Source organism: Streptomyces sp. NPDC053493, assembly GCF_044544825.1.
GTDB lineage: Bacteria > Actinomycetota > Actinomycetes > Streptomycetales > Streptomycetaceae > Streptomyces.
In genome coordinates this window covers 48,756-69,568 of the sequence record NZ_JBITXS010000012.1, presented here as the reverse complement: position 1 = coordinate 69,568, position 20,813 = coordinate 48,756, and the positions used below count along the sequence as shown (strand labels likewise).

General features: G+C 74.1%; 17 protein-coding genes. 9 read left to right on the top strand and 8 right to left on the bottom strand.

From position 1 onward, the window contains the following. The first annotated feature begins 80 nt into the window (after window positions 1-80). Both ACIGO8_RS28495 and ACIGO8_RS28490 read left to right on the top strand, forming a co-directional pair. Window positions 81-941 carry a hypothetical protein gene (locus ACIGO8_RS28495; protein WP_399736587.1) on the top strand — a complete coding sequence of 287 codons (861 nt, stop codon included), beginning with the start codon at window positions 81-83 and terminating at the stop codon, window positions 939-941. Between the two features lie 193 nt (window positions 942-1,134). Next, complete coding sequence (locus tag ACIGO8_RS28490) at window positions 1,135-2,040, top strand: DUF2382 domain-containing protein (protein ID WP_399736585.1); 906 nt, start codon at window positions 1,135-1,137, stop codon at window positions 2,038-2,040. Window positions 2,041-2,074: 34 nt separating this feature from the next. Here ACIGO8_RS28490 and ACIGO8_RS28485 read toward each other — a convergent pair whose 3' ends face one another. After that, a complete protein-coding gene (locus ACIGO8_RS28485) occupies window positions 2,075-2,749 on the bottom strand; it encodes a GvpL/GvpF family gas vesicle protein (RefSeq protein WP_399736583.1) in 675 nt (224 codons plus the stop codon). A gap of 126 nt (window positions 2,750-2,875) precedes the next feature. Continuing rightward, the gene (locus ACIGO8_RS28480) at window positions 2,876-4,762 is read right to left on the bottom strand and encodes a transketolase (protein ID WP_399736581.1); all 1,887 of its coding nucleotides are present in this window, start codon (window positions 4,760-4,762) and stop codon (window positions 2,876-2,878) included. Between the two features lie 257 nt (window positions 4,763-5,019). On the opposite strand from ACIGO8_RS28480, the gene ACIGO8_RS28475 reads away from it, so the two are divergent. The 4 genes from ACIGO8_RS28475 to ACIGO8_RS28460 all read left to right on the top strand — a co-directional run bounded on the left by ACIGO8_RS28475 (window position 5,020) and on the right by ACIGO8_RS28460 (window position 10,265). Beyond that, window positions 5,020-6,615, top strand: coding sequence for a flavin-containing monooxygenase (locus ACIGO8_RS28475; protein WP_399736579.1), 1,596 nt, complete (start codon window positions 5,020-5,022; stop codon window positions 6,613-6,615). A 40-nt stretch (window positions 6,616-6,655) separates the two neighbouring features. Next, entirely contained in the window at window positions 6,656-7,606 is a 951-nt protein-coding gene (locus tag ACIGO8_RS28470) for a diiron oxygenase (protein WP_399736577.1), read from the top strand. Between the two features lie 53 nt (window positions 7,607-7,659). Continuing rightward, on the top strand, window positions 7,660-9,501 hold the full coding sequence (locus ACIGO8_RS28465; RefSeq protein WP_399736575.1) for an FAD-dependent oxidoreductase: 1,842 nt from the start codon (window positions 7,660-7,662) through the stop codon (window positions 9,499-9,501). A 62-nt stretch (window positions 9,502-9,563) separates the two neighbouring features. Next, window positions 9,564-10,265, top strand: a complete 702-nt coding sequence (locus ACIGO8_RS28460; RefSeq protein ID WP_399736572.1) for a TetR/AcrR family transcriptional regulator — start codon at window positions 9,564-9,566, stop codon at window positions 10,263-10,265. A gap of 21 nt (window positions 10,266-10,286) precedes the next feature. Here the strand turns inward: ACIGO8_RS28460 and ACIGO8_RS28455 are convergent, their stop codons facing one another. The 3 genes from ACIGO8_RS28455 to katG form a co-directional block, all read right to left on the bottom strand. Continuing rightward, the gene (locus ACIGO8_RS28455; RefSeq protein WP_399736570.1) at window positions 10,287-10,472 is read right to left on the bottom strand and encodes a hypothetical protein; all 186 of its coding nucleotides are present in this window, start codon (window positions 10,470-10,472) and stop codon (window positions 10,287-10,289) included. 80 nt (window positions 10,473-10,552) lie between these two features. Next, window positions 10,553-11,554: a YihY/virulence factor BrkB family protein gene (locus ACIGO8_RS28450; RefSeq protein ID WP_399736567.1), complete on the bottom strand. Its 1,002-nt coding sequence runs from the start codon at window positions 11,552-11,554 to the stop codon at window positions 10,553-10,555. Window positions 11,555-11,658: 104 nt separating this feature from the next. Continuing rightward, window positions 11,659-13,848: a catalase/peroxidase HPI gene (katG, locus tag ACIGO8_RS28445; RefSeq protein ID WP_399736564.1), complete on the bottom strand. Its 2,190-nt coding sequence runs from the start codon at window positions 13,846-13,848 to the stop codon at window positions 11,659-11,661. 167 nt (window positions 13,849-14,015) lie between these two features. On the opposite strand from katG, the gene ACIGO8_RS28440 reads away from it, so the two are divergent. The 3 genes from ACIGO8_RS28440 to ACIGO8_RS28430 all read left to right on the top strand — a co-directional run bounded on the left by ACIGO8_RS28440 (window position 14,016) and on the right by ACIGO8_RS28430 (window position 17,025). Beyond that, complete coding sequence (locus ACIGO8_RS28440; RefSeq protein WP_399736561.1) at window positions 14,016-15,296, top strand: glycosyltransferase; 1,281 nt, start codon at window positions 14,016-14,018, stop codon at window positions 15,294-15,296. 57 nt (window positions 15,297-15,353) lie between these two features. After that, entirely contained in the window at window positions 15,354-16,049 is a 696-nt protein-coding gene (locus ACIGO8_RS28435; protein WP_399736558.1) for a ribonuclease H, read from the top strand. A gap of 262 nt (window positions 16,050-16,311) precedes the next feature. Then, window positions 16,312-17,025 carry a GNAT family N-acetyltransferase gene (locus ACIGO8_RS28430; protein WP_399736555.1) on the top strand — a complete coding sequence of 238 codons (714 nt, stop codon included), beginning with the start codon at window positions 16,312-16,314 and terminating at the stop codon, window positions 17,023-17,025. A 117-nt stretch (window positions 17,026-17,142) separates the two neighbouring features. On the opposite strand, the gene ACIGO8_RS28425 is transcribed toward ACIGO8_RS28430, so the two are convergent. From ACIGO8_RS28425 to ACIGO8_RS28415, 3 genes are all read right to left on the bottom strand, one after another. After that, entirely contained in the window at window positions 17,143-17,526 is a 384-nt protein-coding gene (locus tag ACIGO8_RS28425; RefSeq protein WP_399736552.1) for an STAS domain-containing protein, read from the bottom strand. A gap of 157 nt (window positions 17,527-17,683) precedes the next feature. Further along, window positions 17,684-18,604 (bottom strand): universal stress protein, encoded by a 921-nt coding sequence (locus ACIGO8_RS28420; RefSeq protein WP_399736549.1) that lies wholly within the window; start codon window positions 18,602-18,604, stop codon window positions 17,684-17,686. 546 nt (window positions 18,605-19,150) lie between these two features. Further along, the gene (locus tag ACIGO8_RS28415) at window positions 19,151-20,791 is read right to left on the bottom strand and encodes an FAD-dependent oxidoreductase (RefSeq protein ID WP_399736547.1); all 1,641 of its coding nucleotides are present in this window, start codon (window positions 20,789-20,791) and stop codon (window positions 19,151-19,153) included. Between the last annotated feature and the right edge of the window lie 22 nt (window positions 20,792-20,813).

Here is a 20,813-nt window from a genome sequence, read left to right as displayed (position 1 = left end):
GCCGGACAGCGAGCACCCTGATCACCGGAGCAGCGCGGCCGGCCTCGTCCGGCCGGCCGCCGGAAGACAGGGAGAAGCTCGTGGAACCCAGCCCCACCCTGGCCAGGCGCCTGTGGGAGGCCGTCGAACCGATCCACGCCGTCGTCTACTTCGCGCCCGAGCCGGCGGCCGCCGCCCGCGCGATCGGACTCGTCGGCTTCTGGATGGGCTACTTCGCGGGCCGGGTCGCCCCGCTCGGCCCGCTGTCCGCACCGGCCGCCAACGCGCTCTGCTTCGCCTTCGCGCCCGGCAGGGTGGCCCGCGCGCTGCCCGACGCCTGGGCGTACGCCCCGCCGGAGAAGGTTCTCGACACCCGGATGAGCGCGGCCCGGGCCACTCTGGAACGCGCGCTGCCGGCCACCCGCCGCGCCGACCTGGAGCGGCTGGTGGAGCTGCTCGAACGCGCGGTCGAGGGCTGCGGCTACGAAGGCAGGACGCTCGCCGCCGCGTGGTCCACGGTGCCGCGCCCCGCCGAACTCCTCGGCCGGCTCTGGCTGGCCGTCACCGTCCTGCGCGAGCACCGCGGCGACGGCCACGTCATCGCCGTCGCCCACGCCGGACTGACCGGACTGGAAGCCTCGCTCGTCCATGTCGCCACCGGCGGCGTCTCCCGCGAACTGCTCCAGACCAGCCGCGGCTGGAGTGACGCCGCGTGGGAGCGGGCCAGGCGCCGGCTGACCGGGCGGATCCTGCTCGACCGCGACGGGCGGCTGACCCGCGCCGGCGGCACGCTGCGCCGGGAGGTCGAGCACGCCACCGACCGGCTGGCCGGCGATCCCGTGGCCCTGCTCGGCACCACCGGCGTCGAGGAGGCCATCCGCCTGGCCGCGCCGCTCAGCCGCCACCTCGTCGACACCGGCGTCGTCCCCGTCCCCAACCCGATCGGAGTCCCGCGTCCCTGACCGGCCGCCGCCCGCCCGCCGGTGCGCCGCCCGCCCGCCGGTGCGCCGGGCGGTGCCGCTGGACCGCGCGGTGCCGGGTGTGTTGACCGGTCAAACGCTGATGAATCAACCAATTCCGGGGCGATTCAGGCGTTTTCATCACTCCGAGGCCGGACAGTCGCGCGGTTACCGCGAAAGAGACAGGAGGGCCACCATGATTGCCCAGGAACAGATCCCCGCGGTTGTGGACCACCCGGTTTACGACACCCAGGGCAAGAAGATCGGCGACGCCAAGCACGTCTTCGTCGACGACGTCACCGGCCGGCCGGAATGGGTCACCGTCAAGACCGGTCTGTTCGGCGGCAGTGAGTCGTTCGTGCCGATCCAGGACGCCACGGTCGTCGACGGCCACCTGGAGGTCCCGTACCCGAAGGACCGCGTCAAGGACGCCCCGCACGTCGACGTCGACGGCGGAGGACACCTCTCCTCGCGCGAGGAGAGGCGCCTGTACGAGTACTACGGCATCGACTGGGACGACGCCTGGCAGCGGGCCAACGAGCCCGGCGACGGCGGCTGGGCCCACGGCGCTGCGGGAACCGGCGGTGCAGCCGGGACCGCGGGCGCGGCCGGAGCCGCAGGAACGATGCCCGCCCGCGGCGAGGGCGCCGGCGCCATGGCCGACGACTCCCTGACCGACGACTCCCTGACCGACGACACCATGGCCGACGACGCCATGACCCGGTCCGAGGAACGGATGCACGTCGGCACCGAGCGGGTGGAGTCCGGCCGCGTCCGGCTGCGCAAGTACGTCGTGACCGAGGACGTCCAGCAGACCGTGCCGGTCCGGCACGAGGAGGTCCGGGTGGAGCGCGAGCCCGTCACGGACGCCAACCTCGACCAGGCCATGGCCGGCCCGGAGATCTCCGAGGCCGAGCACGAGGTCACCCTCCACGAGGAGCGCCCCGTCGTCGAGACCCGCGCCATTCCCGTCGAGCGGGTGAGTCTGAAGACGGACGAGGTCACCGAGGAGGAGACGGTCACCGGCCGGATCCGCAAGGAGCGGATCGAGCTCGAGGCCGACGACCTCCTGGGCCGCGACGCCGACGAGGGCCGTTCCTGACCCGAGGGCCAAGGCCGTTCAGCACTCGGCCCCTTCAGTCCCGCGTGGCCGGGCCGAAGCTGTACGGCGGCAGCGGACCCGTCGCCTGCACCAGGAGGTGCTCGTGCTCCAGGTGCAGGCGACGGACCGCGGCCAGGAAGTCGTCCTGCCCGTCCCGTTCGACGAGGAACGACAGATCGGCCACGAACGCCGGCTCGGCCGGCCGTACGCGCCGCGCGCCCGGACCGTACCGCACGCTCGCCGCGTGCGCGGCGAGCTGCTCCTCGACGAGCGCCGCGTCGCTCCTCGCCCGGTCGACCAGGGTCCGCGGCGTCACCTCCTCGTCATCGGCGAGCACCGCCTGCCGCGCGGCCTCCTCGTCGTGGTGCACCTCGACGTGGAACTCGTCCTTGCCGTCGAGGGACTTCAGGCATTCCACGTACCGGTCGTGCCGCTCGTCGAGCACCGCGGCGACCGTGTCGTCGTCCGGCGACACCTCGCCGAACGGCAAGGGCACCACCGGGCCGTCCGTGCCCGCCCGGAGCACCACCCGCTGGTGGGCCAGCAGGTCGCGCGGCTTGGGTTTCCGGCCGGCCGGCACGTCGCTGCACAGGGCCATCAGGTCGCCGCTGCGCACGGCCCGCACCGGCCGCGGCGGGTCCCCGACCCCCTCGATGTCCTCGGGCAGCCTCCGGTCGGCGTGCGTGATGCCGTACACGTAGGTGCTCATCCCCATTCCTCCTCCCGCGACGTCCTGCTGTCCCGTATGACCGCTCCGTCCGTACCCAAACAGGCCGGAACCGGACGTCGAGAGCCCGGCACGATCCGAAGGAGACGGCCTGGCGGTGGAGACGGCCTAGCGGTCCAGCAGCGCGCGGGCGGCGCGGACGACGTGGCCGCGGGAGATGCCGGCCGCGTCGAGGAGTTCCTCGGTGGTGCCGGAGCCGGGCAGGTCCGTGACGGCGAGGTGGGCGAAGGCCGGGTGGTGGCCGCCCGAGGCGAGCGCGGACAGCACGGCCTCGCCGATCCCGCCCTCGGGATGGTGGTCCTCGACGACGACGAGCGCACCGGTGTCGCGGGCGGCGCGGGCGAGGGTACCGGTGTCGAGCGGCTTGACGGAGTAGAGGTCGACGACGCGGGCCTCCACGCCGTCCGCGGCCAGCTCCTCGGCGGCGGCGAGGCATTCGTGGAGCGTGACGCCCGCGCCGACCAGCGTGACCCGGTCACGGTCGCTCTGCCGCAGGGTCTTGGAGCCGCCCACCGGGAAGGTCTCGTCGGCGGCGTAGAGGACGGGATAGGCGCCGCGCGTGGTGCGCAGGTAGGAGATGCCGTCGCGGTCGGCCATGGCGGCGGTCAGCGCGGCGGCGGAGGTCGCGTCGCTCGGGTAGAGCACGGTGGACCCGAGGACGGCGCGCATCATGGCGAGGTCCTCGACGCCCATCTGCGAGGGGCCGTCGGCGCCGATCTCCACGCCGCTGTGCGTTCCGCACAGGGCCATGGTGATCTGCGAGACGGCGGCCATGCGGATGAAGTCGTGGGCGCGGGTGAGGAACGCGGCGAAGGTGGTGGCGTAGGGCCGGTAGCCGCGCACGGCCATGCCGACGGCGTCGGCGATCATCTGCTGCTCGGCGATGTACGTCTGGAAGAAGCGTTCCGGGTGCGCCTTCTTGAAGTCCTCGGTGTGCGTGGAGTTGCCGACCTCGGCGTCCAGGGCGACCACCTCGGGACGGGCGCCGAGCGCGGCGAGGGCCGCGCCGAAGGCGGCCCGGGTGGCGACCTTGTCCCCGATCTCGTAGCGGGGCAGCTCGACCGTGGCCGCCTTCGAGGCGTCCGCGGGCCGGGCGGTGTCCGGCGTGGCGGGCGGCCGGGGACCGCGCACGGCCAGACGGCGGACGCCGCCGAGTTCGGCGACGGCACGCTCGGCCATGTCCTCGGGCAGCGGCTTGCCGTGCCAGCCGTTCTTGTCCGCCACCTCCGACACGCCGCGGCCCTTGACCGTCCGCGCGACGACGACGGTGGGCGCCGTGCCGTCGGCGGCCACGGTCAGGGCCCGGTCGACCGCCTCCAGGTCGTGGCCGTCGACGACGATCGCCCGGCAGCCGAAGGCCTCGGCGCGCCGGGCGTAGGCGTCCGTGTCCCACTCCAGTTCGGTCGGGCCGCTCTGGCCGAGGCGGTTCACGTCGACGAGGGCGGTGAAGTTGGCGAGCCGGTGGTGGCCGGCCTTGTCGAGCGCCTCCCAGACCGAGCCCTCGGACATCTCGCTGTCGCCGCACAGCACCCACACCCGCGACGGCTGCTTCTCCAGGTCGCGGGCCGCGAGCGCGATCCCGACGCCGTACGCGATGCCCTGGCCGAGCGAGCCGGTGGCCACGTCGACCCAGGGCAGGACGGGCGTCGGATGTCCCTGGAGGCGGTGGCCGAAGCGGCGGTAGGTGGTCATCAGCTCGTCGTCGTCGATCGCGCCGGCGGCCTTGAACATGGCGTACAGCAGCGGCGAGGCGTGGCCCTTGGACAGGACCAGGTGGTCGGCCGCCGGGTTGTCCGGCGCCTCCCAGTCGTAGCGCAGATGGCGGGTCATCAGCACCGCCATCAGATCGGCCGCGGACAGGCTCGAGGTGGGATGGCCGGATCCCGCCGCCGTGCTGGCGCGCACCGAGTCCACCCTCAGCTGCTGCGCGAGTTCGAAGACCTCGGAGAGGTCGCTTTCGGGGCCGAGCGTGACGGCCGAGGGCGCTGCGGTCATGACGGAGGTCCTTTCCTAAGGTGGCAGGCGGGCGCACGGACGAGGGGCCCCGGGCGCGGGCGCACGGCTTTGGCCCCTTGGGTATGGCATTGACCAGTTTTGCGCCTGCTCCGAGATGCCGCATGGCATTCCTCCGGGACGGGTGGAAGGCGGGATGCTGTGACCCAGATCACGTTACCGGCGGTATCTGAAACATCGTGTCGCAGGTACATTGCCGAGGAACGGACAGCAGGACACGTGGACAAGGGAGACGGCCCGTGCAGCAGCAACCTCATGTCGATGTCCTGATCATCGGCGCGGGACTGTCCGGCATCGGCGCCGCCTGCCACCTCACCCGGGACAACGCCGGGAAGACCTACGCCGTCCTGGAGCGCCGCACCCGGATCGGCGGCACCTGGGACCTCTTCCGCTACCCGGGCATCCGCTCGGACTCCGACATGTACACCTTCGGCTACCGCTTCCGCCCCTGGCACGGCACCCAGACCCTCGCCGACGGCGCCGACATCCGGCGCTACGTCCAGGAGACCGCCGAGGAGTACGGAGTCGGCCCGCACATCCGCTTCGGACGCAGGGCCGTACGGGCGAGCTGGTCCAGCCGGACGGAGCGCTGGACCGTCGAGACCCGCGACGAGGAGACCGGCGCGACCGAGACCCACACCTGCGCCTTCCTCGTCAACGCCACCGGCTACTACGACCACGACGCCGGCCACCGGCCCCGCTTCCCCGGCGAGGAGCGCTTCGGCGGCACGTTCGTCCACCCGCAGCACTGGCCCGAGGACCTCGACCACCGCGGCAAGCGCGTCGTCGTCATCGGCAGCGGCGCCACCGCCGTCACGCTCGTTCCCGCCCTGGCCGACGACGCCGCCCACGTCACCATGCTCCAGCGCTCGCCCACGTACGTCATGAGCCTGCCCCGCCACGACCCGCTCGCCGTCCTGCTCCGCAAGGCCGGCGTCCCGGCCGGCCTGGTCCACCGGTTCGGCCGGTCCCGCAACATCGCCCTGCAGCGCGCCCTCTACGCCCTGTGCCGCACCGCTCCCGGCACCATGCGCCGGCTGCTGCTCGCCCGCGTGCGCGCGCAGCTCGGCACGCACGTCGACATGCGCCACTTCACGCCGTCCTACCGGCCCTGGGACCAGCGGCTGTGCGTGGTGCCCGGCGGCGACCTGTTCAAGGTGCTGAAGAGCGGCCGGGCGTCCGTCGTCACCGACCACGTCGCGGGCTTCACCGAGACCGGCGTCGTCCTGCGCTCCGGCGAGGAGATCCCGGCCGACATCGTCGTGACCGCCACCGGCCTGCGCGTCCAGATCGCCGGCGGCGCGCGCCTCGAGGTCGACGGCCGACCCGTCACCACCCGCGACCACGTCGTCTACAAGGGCGTGATGCTCGACGGCGTCCCCAACCTGGGCATCATCCTCGGCTACACCAACGCCTCCTGGACCCTCAAGGCCGACCTGGCGTCCGCCTACCTCAGCCGCCTGATCGCCCACATGGACGCCCACGGCCACACCCACGTCACCCCCGTGGCCACCGACGCCGACCGCGCCGCGGAGTCCGCCATGGGCGACTCCCTGACGTCCGGCTACATCGCCCGCGGCGACGCGGTCATGCCCCGCCAGGGCACCCGCGCCCCGTGGCGCATCAGGAACGACTACTACCGCGACCGCCGCGCCCTGCGGCGCTCCCCGATCGACGACCCGGCGCTCCGCTTCGGCGGCACCCGGCCGGCCGGCGCCCCGCACGAGGACGGCCGGGACCGCCGAAGCGGCGAGGACCGCCGGGAGGCCCAGGGCCGCCGGGGCGGCGAGGACCGCGAGGACCGCGAGGACTCCGCGGGCGCGCCCGCGGCGTGAGGAAGGCACACCCGACCACACCCAGGGATCGAGGACCGTGATGACGACCAGCCGGCAGACGTACGACGAGACGCTCCGGACGCTGTCCGAGGGCTCGGTGCGCGTCCACTTCGACGCCTTCACCGACATCGACTGGGACAACCCCGACTTCGCGGTCGACCCGAAGGACCCGCGCTGGGTGCTGCCCGAGGCCGACCCGCTGGGCGGCCACCCCTGGTACCGGGCGCAGACACCCGAGCGCCAGGCGGAGATCGGGCTGTGGCGGTACGCCAACATCGCCAAGGTGGGCATGCAGTTCGAGAACGTGCTCATGCGCGGCGCGCTCGACTACCTCTTCTCGCTGCCCAACCAGGACCCCGAATTCCGCTACCTCACCCACGAGATCACCGAGGAGACCCATCACACCCAGATGTTCCAGGAGTTCGTGAACCGGACCGGCGTCGACGTCCACGGCGGCCGCCTGTCCTTCCGGCTGGTCAGCCGCCTGCTGCCGCTGGCCGGTTCCGTACTGCCAGAGGCGTTCTTCACCGGCGTGCTCGCCGGCGAGGAGCCGATCGACCACCTCCAGAAGGCGATCCTGCGCTCCGGCGAACAGGGCCATCCGCTGCTGCGCCGGATCATGCAGATCCACGTCGCCGAGGAGGCCCGGCACATCTCCTTCGCCCACGCCTTCCTGCGCGACAAGGTGCCCGGATACGGCAAGGTGCGCCGGGGCGCGCTGTCCCTGACGTTCCCGGTGATCATGCGGGTCCTCGGCGACGTCATGGTGATACCCGACCGGAGGACCGCCGAGAAGATGGGCGTGCCCCAGCAGGTGATCAAGGACGTGTTCTGGCGGTCCGAGGACGGCCGCACGCTGCTGCGCGACCTCTATGCCGACGTGCGCATGCTCGCCGAGGACATCGGTCTGATGAACAAGGCGTCCCGGCGGGTGTGGCGGATGCTGCGCATCGACGGGCGCCCGTCCCGCTACCGCAGCCAGCCCGCCTGACCCGCGCGCCCGTCCGAAGCCGTGTGAGTTCCCGAAGCGGAGAGAGGCCCGCCATGCCCTACGTCGTCACCCGGTCGTGCTGCGCCGACGCCTCCTGCGTGCTCGCCTGCCCGGTGAACTGCATCCACCCGGCGCCGGGCGAACCGGGCTTCGCCGAGACCGAGATGCTGTACGTCGACCCGCGCACCTGCGTCGACTGCGGCGCCTGCGTGACGGCCTGCCCGGTGGACGCGCTCAAGCCGCACACCACGCTCACGCCCGCCGAGCGGCCCTACCTCGCCCTCAACGCCGCCTACTACGACGCGCACCCGCACGCCGAGCGCACCCCGCTGGCCCTCGTGCCCCGGCCGCGCCGGCTCCCGGCGGGCGAGCTGCGCGTCGCCGTCGTCGGCGCCGGGCCGGCCGGGATGTTCACCGCGGACGAGCTGCTGCGGCACCCCGGAGTGCGCGTCACCGTCCACGACCGGCTCCCCACCCCGTACGGCCTCGCGCGCACCGGCGTGGCCCCCGACCACCAGGACACCCGCCAGGTCACGCGGCTCTTCCGGGCGATCGAGTCCCAGCCGGGCTTCGCCTACCGCCTCGGCATCGAGATGGGCCGGGACCTGCGCCACGAGGACCTGGTTCGCGAGTACCACGCCGTCGTCTACGCGGTGGGCGCCGCCACCGACCGGCGCCTCGGCATCGAGGGCGAGGACCTGCCCGGCAGCGTCTCCGCCACCGACTTCGTGGCCTGGTACAACGGCCATCCGGACCACAGCGCCGACGTGCACGACCTCGCAGGCGAACGCGCCGTCGTCATCGGCAACGGCAACGTGGCCCTGGACGTCGCCCGCTTCCTGACCGCCGACCCCGCCGTCCTGGCCCGTACCGACGTCTCGGACCGGGCCCTGGCGGCGCTGCGCGCCGGCCGCATCCGCGAGGTGGTCGTCCTCGGCCGGCGCGGCCCGGCCGAGGCCGCGTTCACGCTGCCGGAGCTGCTCGCGCTCGCCGCGCTCGACGACGTCGACGTCCTCGTCGAGGGCCACCCGGACGACCTGGCACCGGCGCCCGCACCCGCCGCGGTCCCGTCCGCGCCCGCCGTGCCGTCCGCGCCCACCGCGCCCGCCGCGTCCGTCGCCCCGCCCGCGTCCGTCGCCCCGCCCGCGCCCGCCGCGCCCGCCGTCCCGTCCGCGCCCGCCGCGTCCGTCGCCCCGACCAAGGCCGCCGTGCTCGCCGAACTCGCCGCCCGCAGGCCCGTCGCCGGACGGCGGCGCATCGTCCTGCGCTTCCGTACGGCCCCGACGCGCATCCTCGGCGACGACCGGGTGACCGGCGTGGAGGTCGCCAGGACCGCACCACGCACGGACGACGACGGCACGGTACGGGCCGTCGTCACGGCCGGACGCGAGGTCCTGGAGGCCGGGCTCGTCCTGCGCGCCGTGGGCTACCGCGGACAGCCGGTCCCCGGACTGCCGTTCGACGAGACCACCGGCACCGTGCCGCACGAGAGCGGCCGGGTCGCGCCCGGCGTGTACGTCGCCGGCTGGATCAAGCGCGGACCCACCGGCTTCATCGGCACCAACAAGACCTGCGCCGGGGAGACCGTCACCGCGCTCCTCGACGACTTCGAGGCCGGTCTGCTCACCGCACCGGCCGGCGAGGGCCCCACGGCCCTCGCCGCGCCGCTCCCGGACGCCGTCGACCTCGACGGCTGGCGGGCCGTCGACGCGGCCGAGCGCGCGGCCGGCGCCGCACAGGGACGCCCGCGCGTCAAGATCACCGACCGTGCGGCGCTGCTCGCCACCGCCCGTTCCGCCGTCCCGCCACCGGACTCCGCCAAGGCCGCGGTCCCGGGCACGCCGCGCCGTCTGCCCGGGCGACGGCTCGGCGGCTCCGGCCGGAGCGGCTCCTGAACCGCCTCCACGGCTCCCACCCGCCCGCGGCCGGGCCGCCGGGGCGCACGTATCCTGCCGGGATGGCGGAGACATCGAACCGGGAGGCCGGGCCCGACGGGCGCGCGACACGATGGAACGCGCACAAGGCCCGGCGCCAGAGCGATCTGGTCGACGCCGCCGTGGCCGCCATCGAGGAGGACGGGCCGGGCATCGGCGTCAAGCAGGTCGCCGACCGGCTCGGGCTTCCGAGGTCGGTGGTCTACCGTCACTTCAAGGACCGCGCGGACCTCGACGAACTCATCCGCAGGCGCATCGTCGACTCCCTCATGGCCGACCTCGCGCCCACGCTGGAGCCCGACGGCACCGTCATCCACGCCATCCGCCGGACGGTCGACGTCTATCTCGACTGGATCCGCCGGCATCCCCGGCTGCACGCCTTCCTCGGCGCGGGAGCTCCCGCACCGGGTGAGGGCGCCGGAGTCGTCGCGGGCACCAAGGCGGCCATCGCCGTCCAGGTGGGAGAACTGTTCGCGGTGGTGCTGAAGGCCCTCGGCCGGGACTCCGCCCTGGCGCCGTCGATCGCCTTCGGCATCGTGGGATTCGTCGACGCCACCGTCAACCACTGGCTCTCCGACCGGCACGACGAACTCACCGGGCCCCAGCTCGCGGACCTGCTGACCTGCTCGATCTGGTCGGTCCTCGACGGCAACCTGCGGGCCCTCGGCGTCGCGCTCTCCCCGGACCGGCCGCTCTCCGAGCTGACCGGCGGCGCGAGCCCCTGACCTTCGAGGCCGCCCGGGACCTCAGGCCGCGTCCCGGCCCTCCTCGCGCGCCGGCGGATCCCGATGCGGCGGCACCAGGCGCAGGTGACGCTCCCGGGCGTGCCGCGCCGGCTTCGGCGGCGGGCCCGTCAGACGGTCCTCGATGCGGTCCATCGCGTACAGCATCAGCCCCAGGACGGGCAGCAGCAGAACGGCCACGACAGTCACGGCACAGCGCCTCCTCGTCGTCCTCGTACGTTCGTGCGTTCTCTGCGCGTGTGCCCGCCCCCGTCCGTTTCACGTCCGTTTCACGCCCGTTCGTCCTCGGTCCATGCCTGCGTGTCCCGGGGCTCGACATACGGTTCCTCGCCCTCCGGCAGACCGCCGGCGACCGCGCGCCGACGGCTCAGCTCGGCGTCGAACTCCAGGCCGAGCAGGAACGCGAGGTTGGTGAGCCACAGCCACACCAGGAAGACGATCACGCCGGCGAGCGTGCCGTAGGTCTTGTTGTACGAGCCGAAGTGCGCGACGTAGAAGGCGAAGCCGGCCGAGGCCGCCATCCAGACGGCCAGCGCGATGAAGCTCCCCGGGGTGATCCACCACAGACCGCGGCCCTTGGCGTTGGGCGCCGCCCAGTACAGGAGCGCGATCATGAGCATGACGAGGAGGACGAGGACCGGCCACTTCGCGATCGACCAGACGGCCAGCGCGCTGTCGCCGACGCCCAGCGCCGCCCCCGCCTGCCGCGCCAGACCGCCGGTGAAGACCACGATCAGCGCGCTGGCGACCGCGAGCAGCAGCAGGGCCACGGTCAGCAACAGCCGCAGCGGCAGCACCTTCCAGACGGGCCGGCCCTCGGGCACGTCGTAGACGGCGTTGGCGGCGCGGATGAACGCGGCCACGTAGCCCGAGGCGGACCACACCGCCAGAACCAGTCCCACGACCGCGAGGAGCGAACCGATCCCGGCGTTCCCCTGCAACTGCCGGACCGCGTCGCCCACGACGTCACGGACGGAGCCGGGAGCGAGCCGCTCGAGGTTGTCCAGGACCTGCCGGGTCGCGGATTCGCCCGCGACGCCCAGCAGCGACACCAGGACCAGCAGGGCGGGAAAGAGCGCGAGGACGCCGTAGTACGTGAGCGCGGCGGCCCGGTCGGTCAGCTCGTCGTTCCTGAACTCCCGCACCGTCCCGCGCAGCACCCGCTTCCACGTCCCGCGGGGCAGGTCGCCCGGCCGGTCCGGAGCCGTGTCCCGGCGTGCGGGCTTCGCGTGCCGCGGCTCCCTGTGCTCGGATTCAGGTGTACGTGTCATAGGGGCGCGGATGTCCCCGCCCCCGGGACTCATGCCTCCGCTGCGGGGTACACGGCGCCCGGCCGGCCGGACCCGCGGGCGGGACGGCCGGCCGGGCGCCGGGATCAGCGCAGGTCGAACCGGTCGAGGTTCATCACCTTGTTCCACGCGGCCGTGAAGTCGCGGACGAACTTCTCCTCCGCGTCACCGGCGGCGTACACCTCGGCGACGGCGCGGAGCTGCGAGTTCGAGCCGAAGACCAGATCGACGGCCGTGGCGGTCCACTTCCTCGCGCCCGTGGCCCGGTCCCGGCCCTCGAACACGTTCTCGTCCGACTCCGACGCCTTCCACTCCGTACCCATGTCGAGCAGGTTGACGAAGAAGTCGGTCGTCAGCGCCTCCCGGCGCTGCGTGAAGACACCGTGCGCGGAACCCCGGAAGCCGGCGTTCAACGCCCGCATGCCGCCCACCAGGACCGTCATCTCCGGCGCGGTCAGCGTCAGCAGGTTGGCGCGGTCGAGCAGCAGCGTCTCCGGCGAGAGCTTCTCGCCCGCCCGCAGGTAGTTGCGGAAGCCGTCCGCCCGCGGTTCGAGCACCGCGAACGACTCCACGTCCGTCTGCTCCTGCGAGGCGTCCGTACGGCCCGGTGCGAACGGCACGGTGATGTCGTGACCGGCGTTCCGCGCGGCCTGCTCGACCGCCGCGCAGCCGCCCAGGACGATCAGGTCGGCCAGCGAGATCTTCTTCCCGCCGCTCTGCGCCGCGTTGAAGTCCCGCTGGACGCCCTCGAGCGCGCGCAGCGTCTCGGTCACCTCGGGCAGGTCGTTGACCTCCCAGTCCTTCTGCGGCGCGAGCCGGATCCGCGCCCCGTTGGCCCCGCCGCGCTTGTCGGTGCCGCGGAAGCTCGCCGCCGACGCCCAGGCGGTGGAGACCAGCTGCGGGATCGACAGGCCCGAGTCGAGGACGCGGCGCTTGAGGGCCTCGATGTCCTCGTCGCCGACCAGCTCGTGGTCGACCGCGGGCACCGGGTCCTGCCACAGCTGGGGCTCGGGGACCCACGGGCCGAGATAGCGCGAGAGCGGCCCCATGTCACGGTGCAGCAGCTTGTACCAGGCCTTGGCGAACGCCTCGGCCAGCTGGTCCGGGTTCTCGTGGAAGCGCTTCGCGATCGGCCGGTAGACCGGGTCCTCCCGCAGCGCCAGATCCGTCGTCAGCATCATCGGAGCGTGCCGCTTCGACGCGTCGTGCGCGTCCGGCACGGTGCCCTGGGCCGCCGGGTCGGTGGGCTTCCACTGCTGGGCGCCCGCGGGGCTGGTCGTCAGCTCCCACTCGTAGCGGAACAGGTTGTCCAGGTAGCCGTTGTCCCAGGTCGTCGGCGCCGTCGTCCAGGCGCCCTCGAGCCCGCTGGTGAGCGCGTCGACGCCCACGCCGGTGCCGTGCGTGTTGCGCCAGCCGAGGCCCTGCTGCTCGATCGGGCAGGCCTCGGGCTCCGGACCGATGTACTCGGGATCGACCGCGCCGTGACATTTGCCGAAGGTATGGCCGCCGACGATGAGCGCGACCGTCTCCTCGTCGTTCATGGCCATGCGCCCGAACGTCTCGCGGATGTCGCGAGCGGCGGCCAGCGGATCCGGATTTCCGTTCGGGCCCTCCGGATTGACGTAGATCAGTCCCATCTGCACGGCGCCGAACGGGCCGGCGAGTTCCCGGTCACCGCTGTAACGCTCGTCGCCGAGCCAGGTGTCCTCCGGGCCCCAGAAGATCTCCTCGGGCTCCCAGATGTCCTCGCGGCCGAAACCGAATCCGAAGGTCTTGAATCCCATGGACTGCATGGCGCAGTCGCCCGCGAACACCAGCAGGTCCGCCCACGAGATCTTCCGCCCGTACTTCTGCTTCACCGGCCACAGCAGCCGGCGCGCCTTGTCCAGACTGGCGTTGTCAGGCCAGCTGTTGAGCGGCGCGAACCGCTGGGCACCGCTGCCGCCGCCGCCCCGGCCGTCGGCGATGCGGTACGTGCCGGCGGCGTGCCAGCTCATCCGGATGAAGAGCGGCCCGTAGTGACCGTAGTCGGCGGGCCACCAGTCCTGCGAGTCCGTCATCACGGCGATGACGTCCCGCTTCAGCGCGTCGACGTCCAGGGTCGCGAATTCCGCCGCGTAGTCGAAATCCTCGTCCATGGGATTCGAACGGGACGAGTGCTGGTGCAGAACCTGAAGGTCCAGCTGATTCGGCCACCAGTCCCTGTTCGTCCTCGGCCGGGTCGGCGTGGGGGTGGGGGAGGGGATTGCTGGGTTCTCGCTCTCGCTGCCGGACACGTCCGCCCCTTCTTCCTGTGCTCGTTCTTCTCGGTGGTGCGATGTGGTCGTGCGTTTCGGTGGTGCCTTTGCGACCGTATGTTTGCGCACGGCCGACCGCACGGCGGGAAGAACACGCAGGGAGCGGCGGCGAAGCTGACGGCCGTTCCGGGGCCATACTGGTCACGATGCGTGTCGCACTGATCACAGCAGGCTCCCGCGGTGACGTCGCGCCCTTCACCGGGCTCGGCCACGGGCTGGCGCTCGCCGGCCACGACGTCACCGTCGTCACCCACGAGTCCTTCGCCGGCCTGGTCCGCGAGGCCGGGCTCTCCTTCCACGGCCTCCCGGTCGACCCGCGGGCCGAACTCCGTACGGAACACGGCCGGCGCCTCCTGACGAGCCGCAGCGGCCCCGGAAAACTGGCCAGGGTGCTGTCCATGGCCCGCCGCCTCGTCGGCGGCATGGCCCCGGGCATGCTGGCCGCGGCCCGCGCGAGCGACGTACTCCTGCTGTCCGGGTCGGTCGCGCCCCTGGGCCACGCCGTCGCCGAAGGCCTGGGACTGCCGAGCCGCGGCGTCTACCTCCAGCCGATCGCACCCACCCGGGCCTTCCCGCCGCCCGTCCTCGGCACCCGCTCCTACGGCGGCGCGGGCAACCGGCTGGCCGGGCACGCCGTCAATGCCGCGCTGGACCTCGTCTTCGACAGCGCCGCCCGCCTCCTGGAGCGCGAACTCGGCCACCGGCCCCGCCGCTCCACGGCCCGCCGCCGGCACCGGGAACGGCAGAACTGGCCCGTCCACCACGGCTTCAGCCCGCTGGTCGTGACCCGCCCCGCCGACTGGCGCCCGGGCCTGACGACGGACGGCTACTGGTGGCCGTACACCTCGCCGACCGCCCAACTCCCGCCGCGGGTGCACGACTTCCTCGCTGCCGGACCCGCTCCCGTCTTCGTCGGCCTCGGCAGCCCGACCGTCCCCGACCCGGAACGCGTCAGCGACCTGATCGTGCGGGCCCTGCGCCGGGCCGGACTGCGCGGAGTGATCCAGTCCGGCTGGAGCGGACTGCGCGCCGACGGCGACGACATGCTGACCGTCGGAGAGCTGCCGCACTCCCTGCTCTTCCCGCGCATGGCGGCCGTCGTGCACCACGCGGGCGCGGGGACGACCGCCGCCGGCCTGCGGGCCGGTGTGCCCGCGGTCCCGATGCCGGTGTGGTTCGACGGCGCGTTCTGGGCGTCACGGCTCACCGCCCTCGGCGTCTCACCCGGCCCCGTACCGCTGCGGCGGCTGACCGCGCCGGAACCGCTCGCCGCCGCTCTCACCGCCGCCACCGGCGACCCGGCCTACCGCCACCGCGCCGCCGCCCTCGCCGAACGCCTGCGGAAGGAGGACGGAGTCGCTCCGGTATGCCGGGCGCTCGACGACCTCGACGACCTCGACGACCTCGGCCGGGGCCGGCCCGCCTGACGCGGGGCGCCGACGCCGGTGGTCGTCGGCGTTCCCCGGTCATGTCAGGATCGAAGGATGACTGAGAAGATCATCGCGGCGTGCGACGGCGCGTCCAAGGGCAACCCGGGGCCGGCGGCCTGGGCCTGGGTCATCGGCACCGAGAGCGGCGAGATCGCCCACTGGGAGGCCGGCCCGCTCGGCACGGCGACCAACAACGTGGCCGAACTGACCGCGCTCCTGCGGCTCCTGGAGCGCCTCGACCCCGCCGTGCCCGCCGAGGTGCGGATGGACTCGCAGTACGCGATGAAGGCCGTCACCACCTGGCTGCCCGGCTGGCGCCGCAAGGGCTGGAAGACCTCGGCCGGCACCCCGGTCGCCAACAAGGAGCTCGTGGTCCGCATCGACGAGCTGCTCACCGACCGCCACGTCGACTTCGTGTACACCCCGGCCCACCAGGTCGACGGCGACCCGCTCAACGACGCCGCCGACCGCGCCGCCAGCCACAGCGCGCGCAGCCAGGAGCCCGCCGGGTCCGCCGCCGGCTCCGAGCTGCCGCCGCCCGAGCCGGGCTCCGCCCGCCCGGCAGGCGCGCGTTCCACCGGTGCGCGCGCCGCCGGGCGCGCCCCCCGGCGCGCGGGATCCGGCGCACCCACGCTCAAGGCGCGGTTCCCCGGCCGGTGCCGGTGCGGACAGCCGTACGCGAAGGGTGAGACGATCATGAAGAACTCGGCCGGCTGGGGCCATCCGACCTGCGCGGACGCCGTTTCCTGACGGGTGCCGGAAGGCCCCTCTGGGCCGAACGGGGGATGGGGTAAACCGGACATTCACTCACCTGTGTCCGCGGGTTCGTGTGGGGTTCTGTTCTCTGAGCCGTCGGGGCTGCATACTGTTCCTCCCGCCACCGATGGCGAACCGTTTCACTTGCCTTTTTGCACCCTGGCCAAGTGGGCGGCATCGGGCGCGAACCCCACCCCTTCATCCTCGCCGCGATCCGGCGTGCGATGACCCCTGCCCGTGAAAGACCCGAGGTTCCGTGCCAGTACCTGTAGTCCTTGCCGGGCGCACCGTGCGCCTGGAGCCGCTGGCCATGCGCCACGCCGAGGGCATCGCCTGGGCGGGCGCACTGGATCGTGCGGCCTATGCCTACACCGCCGTGCCCCACGGCCTTGACGCCTCCTGCGACTACATCGCCCGCGCCCTCGCCGAACAGGCGGCGGGCAGGACGTTGCCCTTCGCCCTGGTGAACCCGCTCAACGGGCGGGTCCTCGGGTCGACCCGCTTCCTGGAACTCGACTACTGGCGCGGGCCCCTCGTGTGGCCGCCGACCACCGGCGTCCCGCACGGCGATCCGCTGACCGCCGTCCCCGACGCGGCCGAGATCGGCAACACCTGGATCTCCAGCGAGGCGCGCGGCACGGGCGTCAACACCGAGGCCAAGTACCTCATGCTGCGCCACGCGTTCGAGACCTGGGGCGTCCGCCGGATCTCGATGCGCGCCGACGCCCGCAACACCCGCTCACGGGTCGCCATCGAACGCCTCGGCGCCACGTGCGAGGGCGTCCGCCGGGCCCACTCGCGGGGCCTGGACGGCGTGGTCCGCGACACCGCGTTCTACTCCGTTCTCGACGAGGAGTGGTCGGCGGTCCGCGGCATCATCGAGCTCCGCCTCCCGGGCCTGCGCCCGCAGTCCGTCCTGCCGGGCGAGTTCCGCGAACACGGCGGCGCGGGCGAACTCCTCCCGGCCTGAGCACCGGTCCGCCCGGGCGTGAGCACGGTCTGCTCACGCCCGGGCCGGCGGTCCGTCCGCGGTTCGGGGCGGCCCGCGGGGCGGAGACGGCTCGGCGCTCGGGCGGAACGCGGCGCGTCAGATGCGCTGGTGGCCCGGGACGTCGTGACGCGGGGCCGGTGGTGCGGCCGTGGACGGCGGCGAGGGCCGCAGGACGTCGTCGAGGTCCGCGAGCCGGATCAGGCGGAGGGTCATCGGGTGGTCGCACAGCAGGCGCCACGCCGCGCCGCGGGACCGGACGCGCTGGGCGCAGCGCACCAGGAGTCCGAGCCCGGACGCGTCGCAGAACGTGACGTGGCGCAGGTCGACGGTGAGGGCGCCCGCCTCGCGGGCGAGCACGTCGAGTTCGGGCCGGACGCGCTGGACCAGGACCAGGTCGAGCTCGCCGTACAGCTCGACCGTGGTCAGGCCCTCGCTCGACCGGACGGCCAGGTGCGGATCGCCGCGTCGGATCAGATGCATGGACACGCTCCACTGGATCGGTCCCCGTGAGTCGAGGTTCGCGGCCCGCCCGGAGGAAGACACGTTTCTCCACATCCGCCATCACCCGAAGAGGTGAATACGGCGCATTTCCACCCGCGCGTGCTCCGTCGCCGCCCGGGCTCGCACCACGGCGGGCTCAGCTCTTCGGCGCGGGCGGGACGACCGCGACGGGGCAGGCCGCGTGGTGCAGGACGGCGTGCGCGACCGAGCCGACGAGCAGGGTCTCGACCCGGTGCCGGTGGTGCCGGCCCACGACCAGGAGACCCGCCTCCGCGGAGTCCTCGACCAGCCGGCCGGCCGCGTCGGCCGGGGTGACCGCCGGGACGACCTCCACCTCCGGAAAGCGCTCCCGGAACGGCCGCAGCCGTTCCTCCTGCCGGTGGCCCGTCTCGTCGGCCAGCTCGGGCGTCTCGTCCGGCAGCGGCGGCGGGATCTGCATCGCCGGCGCGGGCGCGCCGATCAGCAGCGCGGGCGAGGGCGGCACCGGATAGGCGGTGACCACCTCCAGGGCCACCTTGCGGCGTCGCGCCGCCTCGAAGGCGAACTCGACGACCTCGTCGGAGGTTTCCTCGGGATGCAGCCCCAGCAGCACCCGCCCGGCCTCCGAGCCGCTCTCCAGCGACGCGGCCCGCGCCTCGTGCGGCACGACGACCACCGGGCAGGGCGCCGAGGAGGCGAGCGCGCGGCTGGCGGAGCCGAGGAGCAGGCTGGCGAAACCGCCCCGCCCGCGCGAGCCGATGACCAGGAGCCGGGCGCCGCGGGCCGCCTCGCGCAGCGCGTCGACGACGGACCCGTCCAGCGAGGCGTACCGCACGTCCAGGCCCTCCGCGCGCGGCCCGACCTCGACGGCGAGCGCGTCCACGACGGTGTCGGGCAGCTCGGGCGCGGGGCCGAGGGAGGCGATCCGGGCGCTGCCGAGCTGCAGCGCCTCGGAGCGGACATGGGCGACGGTGAGCGGCGCCTCCAGACTCCGCGCGGCCCGCAGCGCCCACTCCAGGGCCCGCAGGCTGTGCTCGGATCCGTCCACTCCCACCACGACTGCTGACGTGTCACTCATGCTTCGCACTCATATCGGGATCGATGCCGCGATCCCGGCTGCCACGCCGGACCACCCACCGGACGACGGCGGCGCGCGCGGGGCCGGCCCCCGCGCGCCCCGCCGCCGGAGGAGGCGGGCTCGCGAGAAGCCGCGACGAGGACGCCGTCCCGGGCGAGGGCCGGCCCGGAGCGGGCCTCGCGCAGGGGCAGCGGCAGCTGCCGGCGCCGTGCCCGCGCTGCCGCGACTGGCCGGCCGGGAGCGGGCCCCCTCGCGCAGGGTCAGCGCAGCTGCCGGCGCCCCCGCCCGAGCCGCCGCGGCTGGCCGGTGCGGAGCGGCCCCGGCGCAGGAGTAGGCCGGCTCGCAAGAAGCTGGCGCGGAGGACGCCGGCCCGGCCGGAGGCCGGCCCGGAGCGGGCCCCCTCGCGCAGGTCAGCGCAGCAGCCGGCCCCCCTCGCAGGAGGTCAGCGCAGTAGCCGGCGCCCCCGCCCGCGCCGCCGCGGCTGGCCGGCCCGCAGCGGCCCCGTCGCCGGAGGAGGCCAGCCCGGAGCGGCCCCGTCGCAGGAGGTCAGCGCAGCAGTCGGCGTCGAGCTCGTGCCGCCGCGACCAGCTCCGGCACCGTGCCCAGTTTGACCCGCGGTCGTCCGGTCTCCTCGCCCCGTGCCCGTTCGGCCCGCTCGATGGCGGCGAGCCCGCGCGCGTCGACCACGTGCCGGGCGCGGCCGCGGGCGAGCCGGTCGAAGGCCCTGCCGGTGCCGGTGGGCACCGGCAGGGCGCCGTCGACGGCGTCGTTCAGGAGCGTGCCCACCGTCTCCGCCGCGCAGGCGCGGTTGGCGCCGATGCCGCCCGACGGGCCGCGCTTGATCCAGCCGACCACGTAGGTGCCGGGCCGGCCCTCGACCCGTCCGGCCCGGTGCGGCACCGTGCCGTTCGCCTCGTCGAACGGCAGTCCCGGCACCGGAAGGCCGCGGTAGCCGACCGCCCGCAGCACCGTCCCCGCCGGGATCTCCACCGGGCCGCCGGCGCCGGTCACCCGCACCGCCCCGTCGAGGATCTCCTCGGGCGCGGAGTGGAAGCGGAAGACGATGCGCCGCCGCGGGCCCGGCGGCTCGCTCCAGTCGACCCGTTCGCGGACCGCGCCGCGCAGCAGCGCCGCCTTCTCGTGCGGCCCGGCGGCGTCCAGGGCGGCCCCGACGCGCGGATCGTGGTCGTCGACGACCAGGTGCACACCCGGGAGCTGCCCGAGGGCGAGGAGTTCGGACGCGGTGCAGGAGGCGTCCTCGGGGCCGCGCCGGGCGAGCAGCACCACCTCGCGTACGGCGGAGGCCCGCAACGCGGCGAGCGCGTGGTCCGCGATGTCCGTCGCCGCCAGCGCCTCGGGGTCGGCGACCAGGATCCTGGCGACGTCCAGGGCCACGTTGCCGGTGCCGACGACCACCACCCGCTCGGTGCCCGACAGGTCGACCGCGTCGGGCGCCACCTCGGGATGGGCGTTGTACCAGGCGACGAAGTCGGTCGCCGAGAGGCTGCCGGGCCGGTCCTCGCCCGGCACACCGAGCCGCCGGTCGCCGGCGGCGCCGACCGCGTACACGACGGCGTCGTGGTGCGCGGCCAGCTCCTCGGCCGTCACGTCCGTACCGACGTCGACGCCGAGGTACATCCGGACCCGCGGGTGCGTGTGGAAACGGGCGAAGGTGTCGCCGATCCGCTTGGTCGCGGGATGGTCGGGCGCCACGCCGTAGCGGACGAGCCCGCCCGCCACCGGCAGCCGGTCGACCAGGGTCACCTCGGCGTTGGTGTGCAGGAGCAGGTCCTCCGCGGCGTACATCCCGGCCGGGCCGGTCCCGACGACCGCGACCCGCAGCGGCGCGAAGTCGGAGGGCAGGGTGCGCTCGAAGGCCGGCGCGCCCCAGGCGTGGAAGGTGGGGCCGCCCTCCGGCGCCGGACGCGGTGCGCGCCGCTCGTAGAAGGCCGCGTTGACGGCGGCGTACTCCTGCTGCCCGGCGGTCAGCGCGTCCACCGGGAAGATCGCGTCGACCGGGCAGGCGTCGGCGCAGGCGCCGCAGTCGATGCAGGACCTCGGGTCGACGTAGAGCATCTCGGTGCGGCCGAAGTCGGGCTCGTCGGGCGTCGGGTGGATGCAGTTGACCGGGCAGACGGCGACGCAGGTGGCGTCGTTGCAGCAGGTCTGGGTGATGGCGTAGGTCATGTCGTGGTCAGCTCGCGGGGCT

Bases quoted from the DNA above. Each gene is read 5' to 3' on its own strand.
- ACIGO8_RS28435 (WP_399736558.1), top strand. From the start codon at position 15,354: ATGACTGAGAAGATCATCGCGGCGTGCGACGGCGCGTCCAAGGGCAAC.
- ACIGO8_RS28465 (WP_399736575.1), top strand. From the start codon at position 7,660: ATGCCCTACGTCGTCACCCGGTCGTGCTGCGCCGACGCCTCCTGCGTG.
- ACIGO8_RS28425 (WP_399736552.1), bottom strand. From the start codon at position 17,526: ATGCATCTGATCCGACGCGGCGATCCGCACCTGGCCGTCCGGTCGAGC.
- ACIGO8_RS28485 (WP_399736583.1), bottom strand. From the start codon at position 2,749: ATGAGCACCTACGTGTACGGCATCACGCACGCCGACCGGAGGCTGCCC.
- ACIGO8_RS28450 (WP_399736567.1), bottom strand. From the start codon at position 11,554: ATGACACGTACACCTGAATCCGAGCACAGGGAGCCGCGGCACGCGAAG.
- ACIGO8_RS28420 (WP_399736549.1), bottom strand. From the start codon at position 18,604: ATGAGTGACACGTCAGCAGTCGTGGTGGGAGTGGACGGATCCGAGCAC.
- ACIGO8_RS28440 (WP_399736561.1), top strand. From the start codon at position 14,016: ATGCGTGTCGCACTGATCACAGCAGGCTCCCGCGGTGACGTCGCGCCC.
- ACIGO8_RS28470 (WP_399736577.1), top strand. From the start codon at position 6,656: ATGACGACCAGCCGGCAGACGTACGACGAGACGCTCCGGACGCTGTCC.
- ACIGO8_RS28415 (WP_399736547.1), bottom strand. From the start codon at position 20,791: ATGACCTACGCCATCACCCAGACCTGCTGCAACGACGCCACCTGCGTC.
- ACIGO8_RS28490 (WP_399736585.1), top strand. From the start codon at position 1,135: ATGATTGCCCAGGAACAGATCCCCGCGGTTGTGGACCACCCGGTTTAC.
- ACIGO8_RS28460 (WP_399736572.1), top strand. From the start codon at position 9,564: ATGGCGGAGACATCGAACCGGGAGGCCGGGCCCGACGGGCGCGCGACA.
- ACIGO8_RS28480 (WP_399736581.1), bottom strand. From the start codon at position 4,762: ATGACCGCAGCGCCCTCGGCCGTCACGCTCGGCCCCGAAAGCGACCTC.